Annotated in this window: 15 protein-coding genes; 3 read left to right on the forward strand and 12 right to left on the reverse strand. The window is 47.4% G+C overall.

Annotated features, from left to right (window positions below):
• The 5 genes from C558_RS0111375 to C558_RS0111395 all read right to left on the reverse strand — a co-directional run bounded on the left by C558_RS0111375 (window position 1) and on the right by C558_RS0111395 (window position 4,547).
• Window positions 1-798 carry a sulfate ABC transporter permease subunit gene (locus C558_RS0111375; RefSeq protein WP_018756397.1) on the reverse strand — a complete coding sequence of 266 codons (798 nt, stop codon included), beginning with the start codon at window positions 796-798 and terminating at the stop codon, window positions 1-3.
• On the reverse strand, window positions 795-1,610 hold the full coding sequence (cysT, locus tag C558_RS0111380; RefSeq protein ID WP_018756398.1) for a sulfate ABC transporter permease subunit CysT: 816 nt from the start codon (window positions 1,608-1,610) through the stop codon (window positions 795-797). The genes C558_RS0111375 and cysT overlap by 4 nt, the downstream gene beginning before the upstream one ends.
• A gap of 228 nt (window positions 1,611-1,838) precedes the next feature.
• Window positions 1,839-2,438, reverse strand: a complete 600-nt coding sequence (locus C558_RS0111385) for a TetR/AcrR family transcriptional regulator (protein ID WP_018756399.1) — start codon at window positions 2,436-2,438, stop codon at window positions 1,839-1,841.
• 11 nt (window positions 2,439-2,449) lie between these two features.
• On the reverse strand, window positions 2,450-3,082 hold the full coding sequence (locus C558_RS0111390) for a YigZ family protein (RefSeq protein ID WP_018756400.1): 633 nt from the start codon (window positions 3,080-3,082) through the stop codon (window positions 2,450-2,452).
• Between the two features lie 109 nt (window positions 3,083-3,191).
• Window positions 3,192-4,547 (reverse strand): glucose-6-phosphate isomerase, encoded by a 1,356-nt coding sequence (locus C558_RS0111395; protein ID WP_018756401.1) that lies wholly within the window; start codon window positions 4,545-4,547, stop codon window positions 3,192-3,194.
• Window positions 4,548-4,784: 237 nt separating this feature from the next.
• Between C558_RS0111395 and C558_RS0111400 the strand changes: the two genes are divergently transcribed.
• Window positions 4,785-5,672, forward strand: a complete 888-nt coding sequence (locus tag C558_RS0111400) for an NAD(P)-dependent oxidoreductase (protein ID WP_018756402.1) — start codon at window positions 4,785-4,787, stop codon at window positions 5,670-5,672.
• A gap of 93 nt (window positions 5,673-5,765) precedes the next feature.
• On the opposite strand, the gene ppnP is transcribed toward C558_RS0111400, so the two are convergent.
• From ppnP to C558_RS0111420, 4 genes are all read right to left on the reverse strand, one after another.
• Window positions 5,766-6,083, reverse strand: coding sequence for a pyrimidine/purine nucleoside phosphorylase (gene ppnP, locus C558_RS0111405; protein WP_026263854.1), 318 nt, complete (start codon window positions 6,081-6,083; stop codon window positions 5,766-5,768).
• 38 nt (window positions 6,084-6,121) lie between these two features.
• Complete coding sequence (gene tkt, locus C558_RS0111410) at window positions 6,122-8,137, reverse strand: transketolase (RefSeq protein WP_018756404.1); 2,016 nt, start codon at window positions 8,135-8,137, stop codon at window positions 6,122-6,124.
• Window positions 8,138-8,331: 194 nt separating this feature from the next.
• Entirely contained in the window at window positions 8,332-9,192 is an 861-nt protein-coding gene (purU, locus tag C558_RS0111415; protein WP_018756405.1) for a formyltetrahydrofolate deformylase, read from the reverse strand.
• A 17-nt stretch (window positions 9,193-9,209) separates the two neighbouring features.
• Window positions 9,210-10,331, reverse strand: coding sequence for a deoxyribonuclease IV (locus C558_RS0111420; RefSeq protein WP_018756406.1), 1,122 nt, complete (start codon window positions 10,329-10,331; stop codon window positions 9,210-9,212).
• Between the two features lie 142 nt (window positions 10,332-10,473).
• On the opposite strand from C558_RS0111420, the gene C558_RS0111425 reads away from it, so the two are divergent.
• Window positions 10,474-10,947, forward strand: coding sequence for a DUF2621 domain-containing protein (locus C558_RS0111425; protein ID WP_018756407.1), 474 nt, complete (start codon window positions 10,474-10,476; stop codon window positions 10,945-10,947).
• A gap of 24 nt (window positions 10,948-10,971) precedes the next feature.
• On the forward strand, window positions 10,972-11,880 hold the full coding sequence (locus tag C558_RS0111430; RefSeq protein ID WP_018756408.1) for a TIGR01777 family oxidoreductase: 909 nt from the start codon (window positions 10,972-10,974) through the stop codon (window positions 11,878-11,880).
• Here C558_RS0111430 and C558_RS0111435 read toward each other — a convergent pair.
• Genes C558_RS0111435 through C558_RS0111445 form a run of 3 tightly spaced genes read right to left on the reverse strand, consistent with a single transcriptional unit; the run spans window position 11,877 to window position 14,893 of the window.
• Window positions 11,877-13,484, reverse strand: coding sequence for a DUF6382 and FHA domain-containing protein (locus tag C558_RS0111435; RefSeq protein WP_018756409.1), 1,608 nt, complete (start codon window positions 13,482-13,484; stop codon window positions 11,877-11,879). The two genes, C558_RS0111430 and C558_RS0111435, sit on opposite strands and share 4 nt — an antisense overlap.
• Before the next feature lie 18 nt (window positions 13,485-13,502).
• Window positions 13,503-13,952, reverse strand: a complete 450-nt coding sequence (locus C558_RS0111440) for an A24 family peptidase (protein ID WP_018756410.1) — start codon at window positions 13,950-13,952, stop codon at window positions 13,503-13,505.
• Window positions 13,949-14,893, reverse strand: coding sequence for a TadE/TadG family type IV pilus assembly protein (locus C558_RS0111445; protein ID WP_018756411.1), 945 nt, complete (start codon window positions 14,891-14,893; stop codon window positions 13,949-13,951). Before C558_RS0111445 ends, C558_RS0111440 begins: the two co-directional genes overlap by 4 nt.
• Between the last annotated feature and the right edge of the window lie 308 nt (window positions 14,894-15,201).

Consider the following 15,201-nt stretch of genomic DNA (forward strand, 5'->3'; position numbering starts at 1 on the left):
TTAATGCACTCCCCTTCTTCTTTTGGCCCATTCCATAAATAACAGCAAAAGTACCGAGAATACAGCTAGCACCAGTGCCACGCCATTCGCGGACACCACATTGAAATTCTCCACATCCTGATAGACGAGCGTCGTCGCTGTCTGCGTCTTATTCATCACATTCCCGGATACGACGAGTACCGCACCGAATTCGCCAAGCGATCTTGCAATCGTCAGCACGACGCCATATATCACACCGAACCGAATGAGCGGCCACGTCACTTTCCAGAACGTCGTCCAACCATAAGCGCCAAGCGTCGAAGCGGCCTCTTCCTGCTGTGTGCCGACTTCTTGCAGAACAGGCATCACTTCGCGCACCATCAGCGGAAAGGTAACGAATAGCGTCGCGAGCACCATGCCCGGAAACGCATAGACAATTTTGAAACCGATCGATTCGAAGAACGCCCCTATGGTTGTGCTCGGACCGAGGATCAACACAATCATTAATCCTCCAATGACCGGCGATACAGCAAAAGGCAAATCAACAATGCTATTTAAGAACTGCTTCAGCCGAGAACCCATCCAAGTCCCTCGAACCAAATACATCGCGAGCATGACGCCAAAGATTGTGTTTAACATCGTCACGACCACGACAATCCAAGCGGTCATCATAAGCGCATGAACGGCTTCAGGACGCGTAATCGCATGAATAAGCCCATCAAGCCCTTCCTGCCAAGCACCGGTACCTATTTTGAAGAGGGGGATAATCAATAAGACGATGAATACGAGATACGTTAATGCAATTAGAATTCGTCTCACTTCGCATGCCTCCTCATCTGCACCCAGTTCACAAGCCATAAGATGAGGAACGATAACGACAATAGCAGAATCGATACGGCTGCCGCACCTTGCGGATTATCGCTCTCCACTTCACCAAAAATATATACAGACGCGATGAGTGTTTTGCCGGGAATGTTCCCTGCAACAAGCACTACCGCACCGAATTCTGCGAGCGCACGCGAAAATGCAAGCATTGCTCCACTTAACACACCGGGAAGAATCGATGGTAAAATGACACGACGAAACACATGGAACTTCGAAGCCCCCAATAAATAAGCAGCTTCTTCTTCTGATTTATCCAATTCTTCGAGCAGCGGTTGAATCGCACGAATGACGAATGGAAACGTAACGAAGACCATCGCAATCACAATGGCTGGTTCATGGAAGACGATCTGCAGTCCTAATTGTGCGGCGAGATTACCCACCCAACTGTTCGGACCAAGCAACAGCAATATCATTAATCCACCTACAGCGGTGGGTAAGGCGAAGGGCAGATCCACGAGGCTGTTCAAGAAGGTACGACCAATAAATTTATAGCGATTTAGTACCCACGCGATCATCGTGCCAATGAGTATATTGATCGCCGTTGCAATCAGTGACAGCTTCAAGGTTAACAGAATCGACTTCCATGCAAGCGGATCACTTACGCTATCCGCGAACGCGCTCCATCCGAGCGAGAATGACTTGGTGTATACACCGATAATTGGCAGGGCAATTAATACGATAAAATACAGCATGACTGTACTTCGAAATCCCCAGCTCCATCCTTTGTGACGCAAAATGCCATTCATGCGAAGATCCTCCTCAAGCAGCGAAGTTCATATAATTCCTATTTACTTACTTGGTATTATGAACACTCTACCATTTGTTACCGAATAACGTCAATGACTAAATAACTATCCGTTTATCAGGTTTTCTAATGCATTCTATTCGTTTTCCTTATGATGTGTGAATGCCTAATGCGCCCATCTGAAGGATTGCATGAAAAAAGCCGACCACCCTTATCGGGTAATCGGCTGCTATTGCTGAATCACAGGGGGTTCAATGATTTTCAATAATGATTGAATGTGGGATAAGGCCGCGGGTTTTACTTCGTCAAATGAGACGCGATCTTGAATATAATACGAGATGAATCCATGAACGGATAAAAATAATGTTAATGGGAGCGTAAGCTTCAGCGTCTCAGGATGTTTGAGTCCCATGCTTTGACGAACGATGACAGAGAACAATTCCAGACTGCGAGCTTGTTCCGTTCTGCAATAAGCCAGCATTTCTTCTTCACGCATTAGGAACATAATCTCATAATGATGCGGTTTCTCAAGACCGAACCGGATTAACTCGAGCATGACATGCTCTAGCTTGGCAATACCTTCTCCTGGCGCATGGGTGTAGACACGCTCCATGACTCGAATCAGCGCATTGAAATCCTCCACGACGAGCGCATAGAACAATTCGGCTTTTTCTTTAAAATGATAATATAATGACCCATGGCTGTAACCAAGTTGCTGCCCGATACTACGCATTGAGATCGCACGGTACCCTTTGGTTACGAATAAATGCCGAGCGACTTCCAATATGCGTTCCCGGGTGAGCTCCTGCTCAACTGCTCTTCTCGCCATACCCTTTTCTCCTATTCTCCCTCGATGAAATACACCTGTTCTCCATTCGTTATCAATCCTTGACCTTGCGTTAAATCCGTCATCCAAGCAACGAAGGCATCCGTGTCCTTCGCTTCCGGCAGGCACAGTAAGACAACCTTATCAGTGAACTGTGTCTCGCCCATCCGCATTCCGCGGTTCCGAAGTTCATTCTCGAGCTTCCCGAGCCATGTATACTCCACTTCCACGAATACTTCCTGATGCAGCACCTTCGTAATCGACTCCGCTGCTTCAATCGCAGCGACAGCGCCGTCGGTGTATGCCCGGACGAGTCCGCCGGCACCTAGCATAATCCCGCCGAAGTAACGCGTCACGACGATTGCAACATTTTTCAAACCTTGATTCTTGATTACTTCTAGAATCGGCTTCCCGGCTGTACCGCTCGGTTCGCCATCATCGGATTGTTTCTGAATTTCGTCACGTTCACCGATCATATAGGCGGAACAGTTATGCGTGGCATTCCAGTGCAACTTCTTGATCTCATCAATAAAACGAATCGCTTCATCTTCTGTTGCTACAGGTCTGCCGTAACCGATGAACCGTGACTTCTTAATGACGATCTCCTTACTGCCAAACGCCCTAACCGTCTTATAACGATCTAACATGACTGATCATCCTCTGCTTCTTGCTAAGAAAGCAGTCCACCTTATCGCTAACGCCCGCGGTGAACTGCTTCTTGACATGTTGTATATCTGGTTGCTGCCTGGCTACAGATTATTCGGATAGTCTCGATTCGAGCTCCGCTTTTTCCTTTTCATATCCTGGCTTACCAAGAAGTGCGAACATGTTCTTCTTATAGGCTTCTACACCCGGTTGGTCAAATGGATTGACACCAGACAAGTAGCCGCTGATTCCACAAGCAATTTCAAAGAAATACACGAGCGATCCGAAGGCAGCTGGTGTCATATCCGGAATCGTCACGATCAAGTTCGGTACTTGACCGTCCGTGTGCGCGAGCATCGTGCCTTGGAATGCTTTCTTGTTCACGAAATCCATCGTCTTGCCTGTTAGGAAGTTCAAGCCGTCCAAATCGGTTGGATCGCTCTCAATTGTAATGTGCGAAGGCACTTCTTCCACTTGGATGATCGTCTCGAATAAGTTACGGGAGCCTTCTTGAATGAATTGTCCCATCGAGTGAAGGTCTGTCGAGAAATCAACAGATGCCGGATAAATACCTTTGTAATCTTTCCCTTCGCTCTCGCCATACAATTGCTTCCACCATTCAGATACGAAGTGGAGTGCAGGCTCGTAGTTCACGAGGATTTCGATCGCTTTACCTTTGCGGTACAATGCATTACGAACAGCAGCATATTGGTACGCTTGGTTCTCTGCCACGTTCGGGTTGTTGTATTCTTTGGCTGCATCAGCTGCGCCTTGCATCATTTCGTCGATGTTGATGCCTGCCACGGCAATTGGAAGCAAGCCAACAGGTGTTAATACCGAATAACGTCCGCCTACATCATCTGGAATGACGAATGTCTCATAGCCTTCTTCGTTCGATAGCTTTTTCAGTGCGCCTTGCTCACGATCCGTAGTTGCGTAGATGCGCTTGCGTGCACCTTCCTTGCCGTATTTCTTCTCGAGCAATGCACGGAATACACGGAATGCAATTGCAGGCTCTGTTGTTGTGCCGGATTTCGAGATCACGTTCACGGAGAAGTCACGGTCCCCGATCAATTGAATCAAATGATTCACATAGTTCGAGCTGATGTTGTTCCCTGCAAAGTAAATCTCAGGTGTTTTGCGCTCTTCTTTTGGAAGCATATTGTAGAACGAGTGCGACAACATTTCGATCGCCGCGCGTGCTCCGAGGTAAGATCCACCGATACCGATCACAACCAGCACTTCGGAACTCGATTGAATTTGCTCTGCGGATTTCTTAATGCGCGCGAATTCTTCTTTATCATAGTTAAATGGCAAGTCGATCCAACCTAGGAAGTCGGAACCTACGCCGGACTTATTATGTAGCTGTTCATGAGCAAGACGAATTGGTTCTGCGAAATAATCGACTTCATGCTGCCCTACGAATGCTGCTGCTTTGCTGTAATCAAACTGGATTTTTCTACTCATGGTATTTCCTCCTAGCCATTCTTTTTTTATCTCTATAACTTTCGTCCTTTAAACCGTCACATTATCGGTTAGCATTAGGATACTGGATTTACGACAATTATTCAAGTTCAGACGGTACACTTCTTGCAAACTTTTATCCAATGTAGACAAAACTCGTATTCGTCGAAATTTTATAATGCTATTGTGGTAAAATGATCTAAGCTATTGACTACAATGTGTAAGGACGAGGTGAGCCTGATGAAAAACATCGGTTTTATTGGACTCGGGACAATGGGTGCCCCGATGGTCGCTAATCTACTCAGTAAAGGTTTTGCTGTAACGGTATATAATCGTACAGCATCCAAAACAGAAGAATCACGTGCGCTCGGCGCAACTGTCGCAAATACGCCAGCAGAAGCTGCGCAAGCATCAGATGTACTCATTTCCATCATCAGCAACGATCAAGCAACGGAAGCGGTCTATTACGGCGAAAATGGGATCTTCGCAGGCCTCCATGCCAATCTGACAATTATCGATTGCAGCACGTTATCCCCTGCACTCGTGAAGCGCCTATCGAAGGATCTCGCTGCGCAAAGCGTAAGCTTCCTGGATGCACCGGTAACCGGTAGCAAGCCTGGCGCGGTAAACGGAACCCTCCTCTTCATGATCGGCGGAGAAGAATCCGTCATGCAGCAGCATATGGATGTATTCGAAGCGCTAGGCACGAAATTCCTATACATGGGTGAGAACGGTAGCGGTTCGATTGCCAAGCTCGCACATAATACCATTGTCGGCATTAACAACGTTGCCCTCGTTGAAGGCTTCTCCATCGCAGCCAAAGCGAATCTGCCTATGTATAACTTCATGGAGCTCATTCAATCCGGTTCAGCTGGCAGTAAAGCGGCAGAGCTCAAGGGACGCAAGATCATTGAACATGACTTCAGCAACCAATTCTCGCTCAATCTCATGCTCAAAGATATGAAGCTATCTTCGCAGCTGACGGATGAGATGCAGCTTCCGACACCGATGCTTGAAGCCGCGAAAAGCATGCTCCAAATGGGACAATCCCAAGGCTTTGGTGAGGAAGACTTAAGCGCCGTAGCCAAAGCGTATGAACAATGGATCGGCAAACGAATTGGTGACTAACAAATATTTCATATTGGGAAAAGGGTGGCTCGTCAAAGGTCCTGCTATGGACTGACGAGCCACCCTTTCCATATTCATGAAACATGTCGGTGGTTATTCTGTGATGTAAGAGCAGCAATAGTCCGTAACGGAAGCAATTTGCAGCTTGAATTTCGCGTTCGCCGGAACAGTAAACTCGCCTTCGCCTTGAATGTGAATCCACTCTTCACTGCCGGGTAGTTGAACTTTCAGATCCCCTGCAAGGATTTCCATAATTTCAACACAATCCGTACCGAACTCGTAATCCCCTGGCAGCATAATGCCAAGCGTCTTCTTCGTTCCGTCTGCGAACAATACGGTACGGCTTGTCACCTTACCATCGAAATAAATATTTGCTTTTTTGACTGCAGTTACATTTTCGAATTGTTGAATCTCCGCCATGTCTCTCTTCCCTTCCCCAGGACCACAAATTATAACAATGCTTTTACTTTGCTAACAACATTCTCAACCGTAAAGCCGTATTCTTTGATCACGCGATCGCCAGGAGCGGAAGCGCCGAATGTGGAGATGCCTAGGATATCGCCTTGATCGCCGACATATTTCTCCCAACCCATTGGATGTGCCATCTCGATCGCAAGACGTGCTTTAACGCCTGGCAAGATAACGGAATCCTTGTACTCTTTGGATTGTTTGTCGAATAGATCCCAGCTTGGCATACTGATGACACGTACTTGAATGCCTTCTTCAGCGAGTGCTTTTTGAGCTGCAACTGCCAATTGAACCTCAGAACCTGTTGCGATAATTTGTGCTTGCGGCGCACCATTTGCATCAGATACCACATAAGCACCTTTCTTGATGCCTTCGCGGGATAATTCAGCTGTTGTCTCCAAGATTGGCAAGTTCTGACGCGTTAACACCATCGCTACCGGGTTCTTACGGTTCTCAACCGCGTAAGCCCATGCTGCCGATGTTTCGTTACCGTCTGCCGGACGAAGAACCGTCAAGTTCGGGATAATACGAAGCGAAGCCAATTGCTCGATCGGCTCATGCGTAGGACCATCTTCACCTACAGCAATAGAGTCATGTGTTAAGACATATACCACTGGAAGTCCCATCAATGCAGATAGACGAACCGCTGGACGCAGGTAATCGGTGAATACGAAGAATGTACCGCCGTATACGCGAACGCCGCCGTGCAGCATCATACCGTTGATCGCTGTCGCCATACCGAACTCACGAACACCAAAGTAGATGTTACGTCCTGCATAGTTCTCAGCATTATAGACGTCGATGCCTTTGAGGTGCGTCATCGTGGAGCTCTCTAGGTCAGCAGAACCACCCATCAAGTTCGGTACGTTCGGTGCAAGACCGTTCAAGGCATTACCGGAAGCAACACGTGTCGACAATGCTTTGTCTGCTGTTGTATATTTCGGAAGGTCACGATCCCAGCCTTCAGGAAGCTCACCATTTACCGCTTGCTCAAATTGCTTCGCAAGTTCTGGGTAAGCTGCTTTGTATGCTTCGAATTGCTCGTTCCATGCTTTGTTCGCTGCAATGCCGCGGTCTTTCACTTCTTGGAAGTGCGCGCGTACTTCTTGTGGTACGAAGAATGGCTCTTCGGAAGACCAGCCATAGTATTCTTTCGTTAATTTGGTCTCATCAGCACCAAGTGGAGATCCGTGCGTACCGCCGTGACCGCCTTTACCTTGTTTGTTCGGGCTACCGTAACCAATGACGGTTTTCACTTCGATCAATGTTGGTTTGTTCAGCTCTTGGTTCGCAGCTTGGATTGCCGCTTCAAGCGCTGCAAGATCGTTACCGTCTTCAACGCGAAGCACTTGCCATCCATACGCTTCGAAACGCATTTGAGCTTGTTCGGAATTCGATAAACCTAGTTTACCATCTAGGGAGATATCGTTGGAATCGTACAGAACGACTAATTTGCCAAGCTTCAAATGGCCTGCAAGGGAAGCTGCTTCATGGGATACGCCTTCCATCAAGTCGCCATCGCCGCAAATCGCGTAAGTGAAGTGGTCAACAACTTTAAAGTTATCTTTGTTATACGTTGCGCCGAGCTGTGTCTCAGCAAGCGCCATACCTACAGCCATTGCAATCCCTTGACCAAGCGGCCCAGTCGTCGCATCCACACCTGCTGTGTGACCATACTCTGGGTGACCTGGCGTCAAACTTCCCCATTGACGGAAATTTTTGATTTCTTCGAGAGGAAGATCATAGCCGCTCAAGTGAAGCAAGCTGTACAATAACATGGAACCGTGTCCCGCAGATAGAACGAAACGGTCGCGGTTAATCCAAGTTGGGTTCTCTGGGTTATGGTTCATCACTTTCGCGAATAATTCATACCCCATTGGTGCTGCACCCATTGGCATCCCTGGGTGACCTGAATTGGCTTTCTCGATCGCATCGATCGCTAATGTACGAATTGTATCGATGGATAACTGTTCTACAGACTTGTTGCTCGCTGTCATGTTGTGATTCCTCCATTCATTACTTTTAATAATATCAAATTGAGTATATTACATTGCTACTATTGTAACACGTAACCCCACTACATTCCAATCCTCAATTTCTACACAAGGAAAATCTCCCCATTGGCCCTTTTTATCATATCCACTTTTTGAAAAAAATCCCCTCAAAATTGAGGGGATTCCATGTCAACTCTCTAGTTGAAAACAACCGTTTTATTCTGATGTACCAAGACGCGGTCTTCAATGTGCCAATGAACGGCACGTGCAAGAACAACACGTTCAATCGTGCGCCCGATGCGCTTCAGATCGTCCACATCATCACTATGGCTTACACGCTGCACGTCCTGCTCAATGATCGGGCCGCCGTCAAGCTCTTCCGTCACGTAGTGAGCCGTTGCTCCGATAATTTTAACGCCCCGTGTATAGGCTTGCGCATAAGGCTTACCGCCAACAAACGCAGGCAAGAACGAGTGATGGATGTTAATAATTCGGTTCCGGTAATGCTCTATAAACTTCGGCGAGATGATCTGCATATATCTTGCAAGAATAATGACGTCGACTTTACCGTCCACGACAGCAAGCTGTTGACGTTCTGCCTCCGCTTTATTGTCCTTCGTCACTGGAATGTGGTGGTACGGAATACCGAACTGCTCCACATATTCGCGCATATCATCATGATTGCTGATGACCATGGCGATATCCGCATCCAAATCCCCTGCTTGCCATTGCCAGAGTAATTCTACAAGACAGTGATCTTCCTTGGATACGAAAATAGCAAGGCTCTTACGCTTGCTTACTTCATGAATTCCCCACTTCATCTGGAACTTGCTCGCAACCTCTGCGAAATCTTGTTTGAGCTTCGGCAATAAATCGCTAAGCTGTTGTAGATCAAATTCGATGCGCATGAAGAACATACCGCCTTCAGGGTCCATCGTGTATTGATCCGATTGTACGATATTCGCGCCATGATCAAAAAGAAAATGTGATACCGTTGCTACAATTCCAGCCTGATCCGGGCATGAAATAAGCATTCTTGCTCGATTCTGTTTGTCCATCTCTCTACCCTCTGTTTCTATTTAATAAGTTGTTTACCCGCAAACCATCCCATAATCCGCTGGTTGATTGCTTCTTCACTCAGCTCAGGGAATACATTCGCCTCCGCGACCATGTCATAGAGACGATCCATCGGCTCGCGAGGATCTGCCTTCTTCGCTTTGGCATCATTCTTCAACGTCGTCCAAACCGACAATATAAACTGACGCGAATCTACTTCTTGTTGATCGAAGAAAGCGTGTAGTCGCTCTACATCCGCTAGATAAGCTTGTCCAAAGCGCTCTCCAGCGTCACCGCGAAGAAGTGCAATTTCCGCTTCATACATCGGACGTTGCTTCTTGTCGTCTTTACCGATCCAAGGCGTCTCCAAGATAAATGGTCTTCCAGCAAGTCCTTCATGCGTAATGACACGCTTCATCGCTTCGTGACCAATCCATCCAGCACCGACAGGAGCATGTCTATCTTTCCCTGCGCCTGTCGGATTCTTACTATCATTCATATGCACAACGGCAATGCGATCAAGACCAACAACTTGGTCAAATTTCGTAAGAACGCCGTCTAGATCATTGACGATATCGTAACCCGCATCGTGAATATGGCATGTATCCATACAAACCGTCAAGCGATGATTGTCTTCAACCTTCTCGATGATCGATGCAATTTCCTCGAAGCTGCGTCCGATTTCGGTACCTTTACCAGCCATCGTCTCAAGGGCAATGTTCACATCCAGCTCTTTCGTTCCGCGAAGCACTTCATTTAGTCCTTCCGCAATACGGTTAATCCCGTACTCTGGATCTTTCTCGGTATAGGCCCCTGGATGGAGAACGATATTGCGCACGCCAATCGCTTGCGTACGACGAATTTCTTCCTGCAAGAAGTTCACGGCAAGCTCGAACGTGTCAGGCTTGTAGGAACCCAGGTTAATAATATATGGCGCATGCACGACAATCTCATCAATACCATGCTGCCCCATGAGATCTCTGCCTTCAGCAATATATAGCGAATCGATCGCTTTGCGGCGTGTATTCTGCGGTGCGCCTGTATATATCATGAATGTATTTGAGCCGTATGAAATCGCTTCTTTAGTTGCCGTTAGCAAGCCTTTGTCCGAAAATGAAACGTGTGATCCGATTTTCAACATAATTCATGCTCCTTTTCCAAATAATCAACCCTTATTTTACCTTGAATATCGTCATAAAGCTAGAAATACGTTATAATTCTTAATATCCAATATTGCTCTATTTCGGGGCAATGCAGTGCATTTACATAACTATGGGGTGACAATGGTGGTTCAATCTACAATATTTTTCGCTGCAGCAGACAATATGCCAGGTACGGGCTATATGCGATTTATCGCACTCTGGACATTTGTGCTTATTTTCTTTATGTCGATCGGCGGATTTTTCATGTTCCGCAAATTCTTTAAGGTCCTCCCAAAGCAAGATGGGAAATCAAAATTAGATTGGCAAAATCACTGGGTCGATGCGAGCCGCCATCTCTGGACGGAAGAGTCCAAGACATTCCTCGAACTGCTGGTATCGCCTGTACCGAAGGCATTTCGCGATATTGCGAAGCATACCATTGCAGCGAAGATTGGTCAGATTGCTGTCGAGAGCGGCGCTTCCGAAGTGACACGCGATCATTGCATCCAAGGATATATTGAAGCAACACCGAAGCGCGACTATCGCAGCTTAATTTCTTTCCTAGAGAAACATCAAATCGACTATCAACCATATAAGCATCTATTGAACAAATGAGAATGGATGGGGTGTGGTAAGACGATGAAAATTGCCATTTGCGGGGGAACGGGATTCATTGGAACGGCATTGACGTCCTTCTGGCTGAACCAAAAGGATGAAGTCATTATTGTTACGAGACGGATACCTGATGGAGACAAAGCCAACCCAGGCGTTCGTTATGTCACATGGGAACAGCTCGAAACAGATCCTCAGCTTATCTCCGGGACAGGAGCGATCGTGAATCTCACGGGTGAATCGATCAACCAACGCTGGACTGCAAGCGCGAAGGATCGGATCTTACAGTCTCGCTTGCAGGCTGCCGCACGAGTCGCTAAGCTAGTCCGATCACTCGATCCTAAGCCATTGGTCGTCGTGAATGCTTCTGGGATTTCGATTCATGGCACATCCGAAGTGGAGTGCTTCGACGAGACGAGTCCTCACCATACAACCGATTTCCTGGCCGAAGTGGTAGAACAATGGGAACAGGCCGCAGATGCCATTCCTGTTGATCGTCTCGTGAAGCTGCGTGTCGGATTAGTACTGGGGAATCATGGCGGGGCTTACCCGCTTATGAAGCTGCCTTATTTGCTCGGCGCAGGCGGCCGTGTAGGCGGCGGTCGACAATGGTTCTCGTGGATTCACCTCGAAGATATGGTGCGATTAATCGACTTCTGCATCCGTCATGAGACGGTGAAAGGGCCTGTCAATGCAACGGCTCCGACGCCTGTTCGCAATGATGAATTCGGACGCATTCTCGGTAAGGTCTATCATCGGCCGCATTGGTTTCCTGTTCCTTCGATCCTCTTCAAGACCTTATTCGGAGAGCTCTCCATTCTCTTGCTTGAAGGTCAGCAAGTGCTGCCGAATGCAGCCATTCAGCAGGGATTCGAATTTCGGTATCCGACTTTGGATACAGCACTCACTGCATTGAAGAATGATAAATCCTATTAAGTTAAACGAAACACATATTCAGACTGTGCAATCATGAATCGATCCCCATCCTTCAGCGGATAAGGCGTATACGGCACCATAGCTTCCTCGAGGAGCCGGGTGCCGTTTTTGGATCCGAGATCTTTTAACTGATACCCTTCCTCTGTACGAATAATCTCGGCATGGGAGCGTGATACCCCTGCCGATGTATCGAGATAATGGGCAACATCCCCGCTCCGTCCAATAATAAAGTGAGTCTGGTTCACAGCAATACGTTCCTTCTCACCGCCACCTGGAATACTCCGCTCTAAGACGGGATGTTGCGGTGCGACAGATGCGACCAACACTTCAGTCTGTCCGCCATTCAGCATCACGGTTGCTTCTTGATGGATACCCCGGTTCACTGGTGGAGTGACAGTACTAATTGAATGGAATCGATGATCCTCTGGCTGCCAACCCATGAGCGACCTCGCTTCCTGTTCTGCAGTTCGCAGTCCGCTAGTCAATCGATCCGCCGTAAATGCAGGTGCTTGAAATAATAGCCCTGACGCATCATGATCTGGCTCTGGCTCATTCCACCTCGGCGACTTCGCATGTAATTCACTGCTGCTTCTCATCCCTGCCTCTACTCCGAGAGGAGTCCGACCCTTGAACAGCCACGAAGGCCGATACCCTCTCCAAGCAAGAAAGGCGACGTCCCCAATAAGAACCGTGATCCCAACGGTGATATAGAACATTCCCTGTACAGTTGCATAGGTCGAATAAAGAAACTTCCATAGCATTACGATAATCAAAAGTGCTCCGCCAATGATATAAATTGTATGTTTCGACGAAGATGGTTGTGTGGCTGTAACTGTCGCTTGCTCTCGTGCTTGATCATCAGAAATGATCGCTTGATTGAAAGTGTCCACACTCGATGTCTGCACAGTGTTTCCTTTGGGTTGAACCGGTTCTCTAACAGGAACGAACTCATCCCGTGGAAGAGCGGGGGTCCGTTGAGCATGCAATTTATGCTCTTGTCTAGACCTCGGTAAATCTGTTCCTCCATCCTCATTAGCCAGCAGCTTCAACAGAAGCGTCTTTAATCCTTGGAGACTAAAGTGATCTTCATGACAATAATGAATCAGCTGTTGAATCCCCTTTCCGGTTAATTCAGTCACTGAGGCCATGAACAAAGTCAACATACTGCCTAATCGATGCTGTAACGAATCTGTCTGGACCGCACCCTGCGTTGGAACATAACACAACCATAACGAGCCCATATCCAACGATCCTTCGACGAACATATAATCGGCATGAAGGATGTATTGTTCCGGACGCAGCATATATCTCCGACTATCGTCTAGTATCGTTACGAGCTGCATGAGAATCGTATAGTACGTCGTAAGTGACAGCTTCTCGCTGCGAAGACATTGCGACAGCATTCTTTTGCCTGAGATGTTGTATCGCAATTGGATCTGAAGATCCAGCTCATGCATGTTCAGCGGAACGAATTGCGGAATCGTCGATGACTGGATCATTTTCACTTCGAGTCTCGCCATATCATTGGCCTTTAGCCCCACCGTTTTGTCTAGGATCATCCAGGTCGAGCCATCTTGAATAAATCGAACTCCAAAGTCTAACATCCTATTCCTCCTCTCACGTTAAGGCATGTATAGAAATGCGGTAACTGCACCCGGCAGCACAGCATACATAAATGGAAATTTCAACATCTTCCCCTCTCCAAAAGATATCCACGTTCTCCGCCGAATCAGCATGATGACCACAGCAATAGCTCCTGCATATAAGACGGAATACATCAAGGATTGCATCGTATATTGCAGGCCTGTTACCGCTCCGAGTGCTGCGAATAACTTCACATCCCCGGCTCCAACCGCTTTGAACAGATATAGTACGAATAGGATTGCAAATCCCGCTCCAGCACCATAGATTGCATATAAGAATCCAGCCCATCCTTCCGTCACGGCATGAAGCCCCAGTCCAAGAATGGCAATCGGCACTGTCAATCGATTCGGGATTTTCGAACGCGTCACATCCGTATAAAAAGCAATACCTAAATAAATGGCGCATAATACCGCTACAATAATCGTCAACCCTTACCCTCCTTCATCGATTCTTGAACTTGAACCTGCATTTCCGTCTTCTGACCATCGACTGTCTCAACGACAATCTGGACCGTACTTCCCTTGGTCGTATTACCTGATACACGCCATGTCCACTCTACGTTGCCTTCTGCATCTGCCGTCTTCTCACCCAAATATTTCGCCGTACTCTTACCGCTCTTATAGTAAACGACCACTTGAACCGTCTGATTCGGCTGTACCTTCACTTTGACTGTAGCATTGGATCCAGGCTTCATCGGATTCGGTTCCATCCCGACGATTTGCGGTTGACCCGTTGTCCCTTCCGAACCCGTTCCCGTGCCTGCACCCGAGGTATCACCAATCCATGCCCGTTCTGCCGCTCTCGCCTGTATGACCAGCTCCTTGTCCAGGAACGGGACTCGCATCGGCATCGTATACGAAAGCTCTAGAGCAACGAAAGTTGGGGTTTTCTTCTTCAAATTCGGGAACGAAAATCGTGTCACATGAATTCGTTCCTCACGCAGCATGGCATCCTGAAGATAAGGTTTAAGCAGCGGCTTCACGAGTGTATCCCCAGCGGCTTGATAGAGCGCATCTTCGGTGCGACGATATAGCTCTGTATTCTTCACCCAATCCCCAATTGGAGGTGGCAGAATCCGGTTATACGTCTGTGCTACCTCTTCCATCGTCAGCATTCCCCCGCCACCTGTCTCGGCCCCCTGTGCCGCTGTAGCTCGGTCCATGACAATAGAAACAGGATACAGATGAGTCGCCAGCTGTTTGACCGTATTCGAGACGGTTAATTGCAGCACAATTGACGTATATACCATCTGGATCATATAGATTAGAAAAATAACAAAAAACAAAAAGATAGGCAGAACCATGGCAGCCTCAACCGTCATGCTCCCATGCTCTTGGCGCCGCATCTTCTTATGGAGTTGCTGTAACATGATTCGCCTCCTTGGGAGCAAATGTTGAGTTAAAAAGTTCAAAATTTGACTTATTAGCACCTGAAAGTTTTCTTAGAAAGCTCACTTCGTAAGTGAGTTCTAAGTTTGCTTGAAACCTATGCTGTGCTTCCGATGCGAGTTTTTCTACGAAAAACTTTTAGGAGGAGCGGAGTTTAGGAGAAACCTAAATGAGCACCTGAAATGTTTCCGGAGGAAACATACTTCGTAAGCATATGCTGTTCGAGGTTGAATGCAAGATTCGATACCGAATTCACTTCTTGAAAATCTTCGTGATCATGAGTCGAATT

Source organism: Paenibacillus terrigena DSM 21567, assembly GCF_000374845.1.
GTDB classification, from domain to species: Bacteria; Bacillota; Bacilli; order Paenibacillales; family Paenibacillaceae; genus Paenibacillus_K; species Paenibacillus_K terrigena.

Excerpts from the sequence above, each read along its gene's own strand:
- cysT (WP_018756398.1), bottom strand. The coding sequence starts at position 1,610 with ATGAATGGCATTTTGCGTCACAAAGGATGGAGCTGGGGATTTCGAAGT.
- C558_RS0111385 (WP_018756399.1), bottom strand. The coding sequence starts at position 2,438 with ATGGCGAGAAGAGCAGTTGAGCAGGAGCTCACCCGGGAACGCATATTG.
- C558_RS0111390 (WP_018756400.1), bottom strand. The coding sequence starts at position 3,082 with ATGTTAGATCGTTATAAGACGGTTAGGGCGTTTGGCAGTAAGGAGATC.
- C558_RS0111395 (WP_018756401.1), bottom strand. The coding sequence starts at position 4,547 with ATGAGTAGAAAAATCCAGTTTGATTACAGCAAAGCAGCAGCATTCGTA.
- C558_RS0111400 (WP_018756402.1), top strand. The coding sequence starts at position 4,785 with ATGAAAAACATCGGTTTTATTGGACTCGGGACAATGGGTGCCCCGATG.
- tkt (WP_018756404.1), bottom strand. The coding sequence starts at position 8,137 with ATGACAGCGAGCAACAAGTCTGTAGAACAGTTATCCATCGATACAATT.
- purU (WP_018756405.1), bottom strand. The coding sequence starts at position 9,192 with ATGGACAAACAGAATCGAGCAAGAATGCTTATTTCATGCCCGGATCAG.
- C558_RS0111420 (WP_018756406.1), bottom strand. The coding sequence starts at position 10,331 with ATGTTGAAAATCGGATCACACGTTTCATTTTCGGACAAAGGCTTGCTA.
- C558_RS0111425 (WP_018756407.1), top strand. The coding sequence starts at position 10,474 with ATGGTGGTTCAATCTACAATATTTTTCGCTGCAGCAGACAATATGCCA.
- C558_RS0111430 (WP_018756408.1), top strand. The coding sequence starts at position 10,972 with ATGAAAATTGCCATTTGCGGGGGAACGGGATTCATTGGAACGGCATTG.
- C558_RS0111435 (WP_018756409.1), bottom strand. The coding sequence starts at position 13,484 with ATGTTAGACTTTGGAGTTCGATTTATTCAAGATGGCTCGACCTGGATG.
- C558_RS0111445 (WP_018756411.1), bottom strand. The coding sequence starts at position 14,893 with ATGTTACAGCAACTCCATAAGAAGATGCGGCGCCAAGAGCATGGGAGC.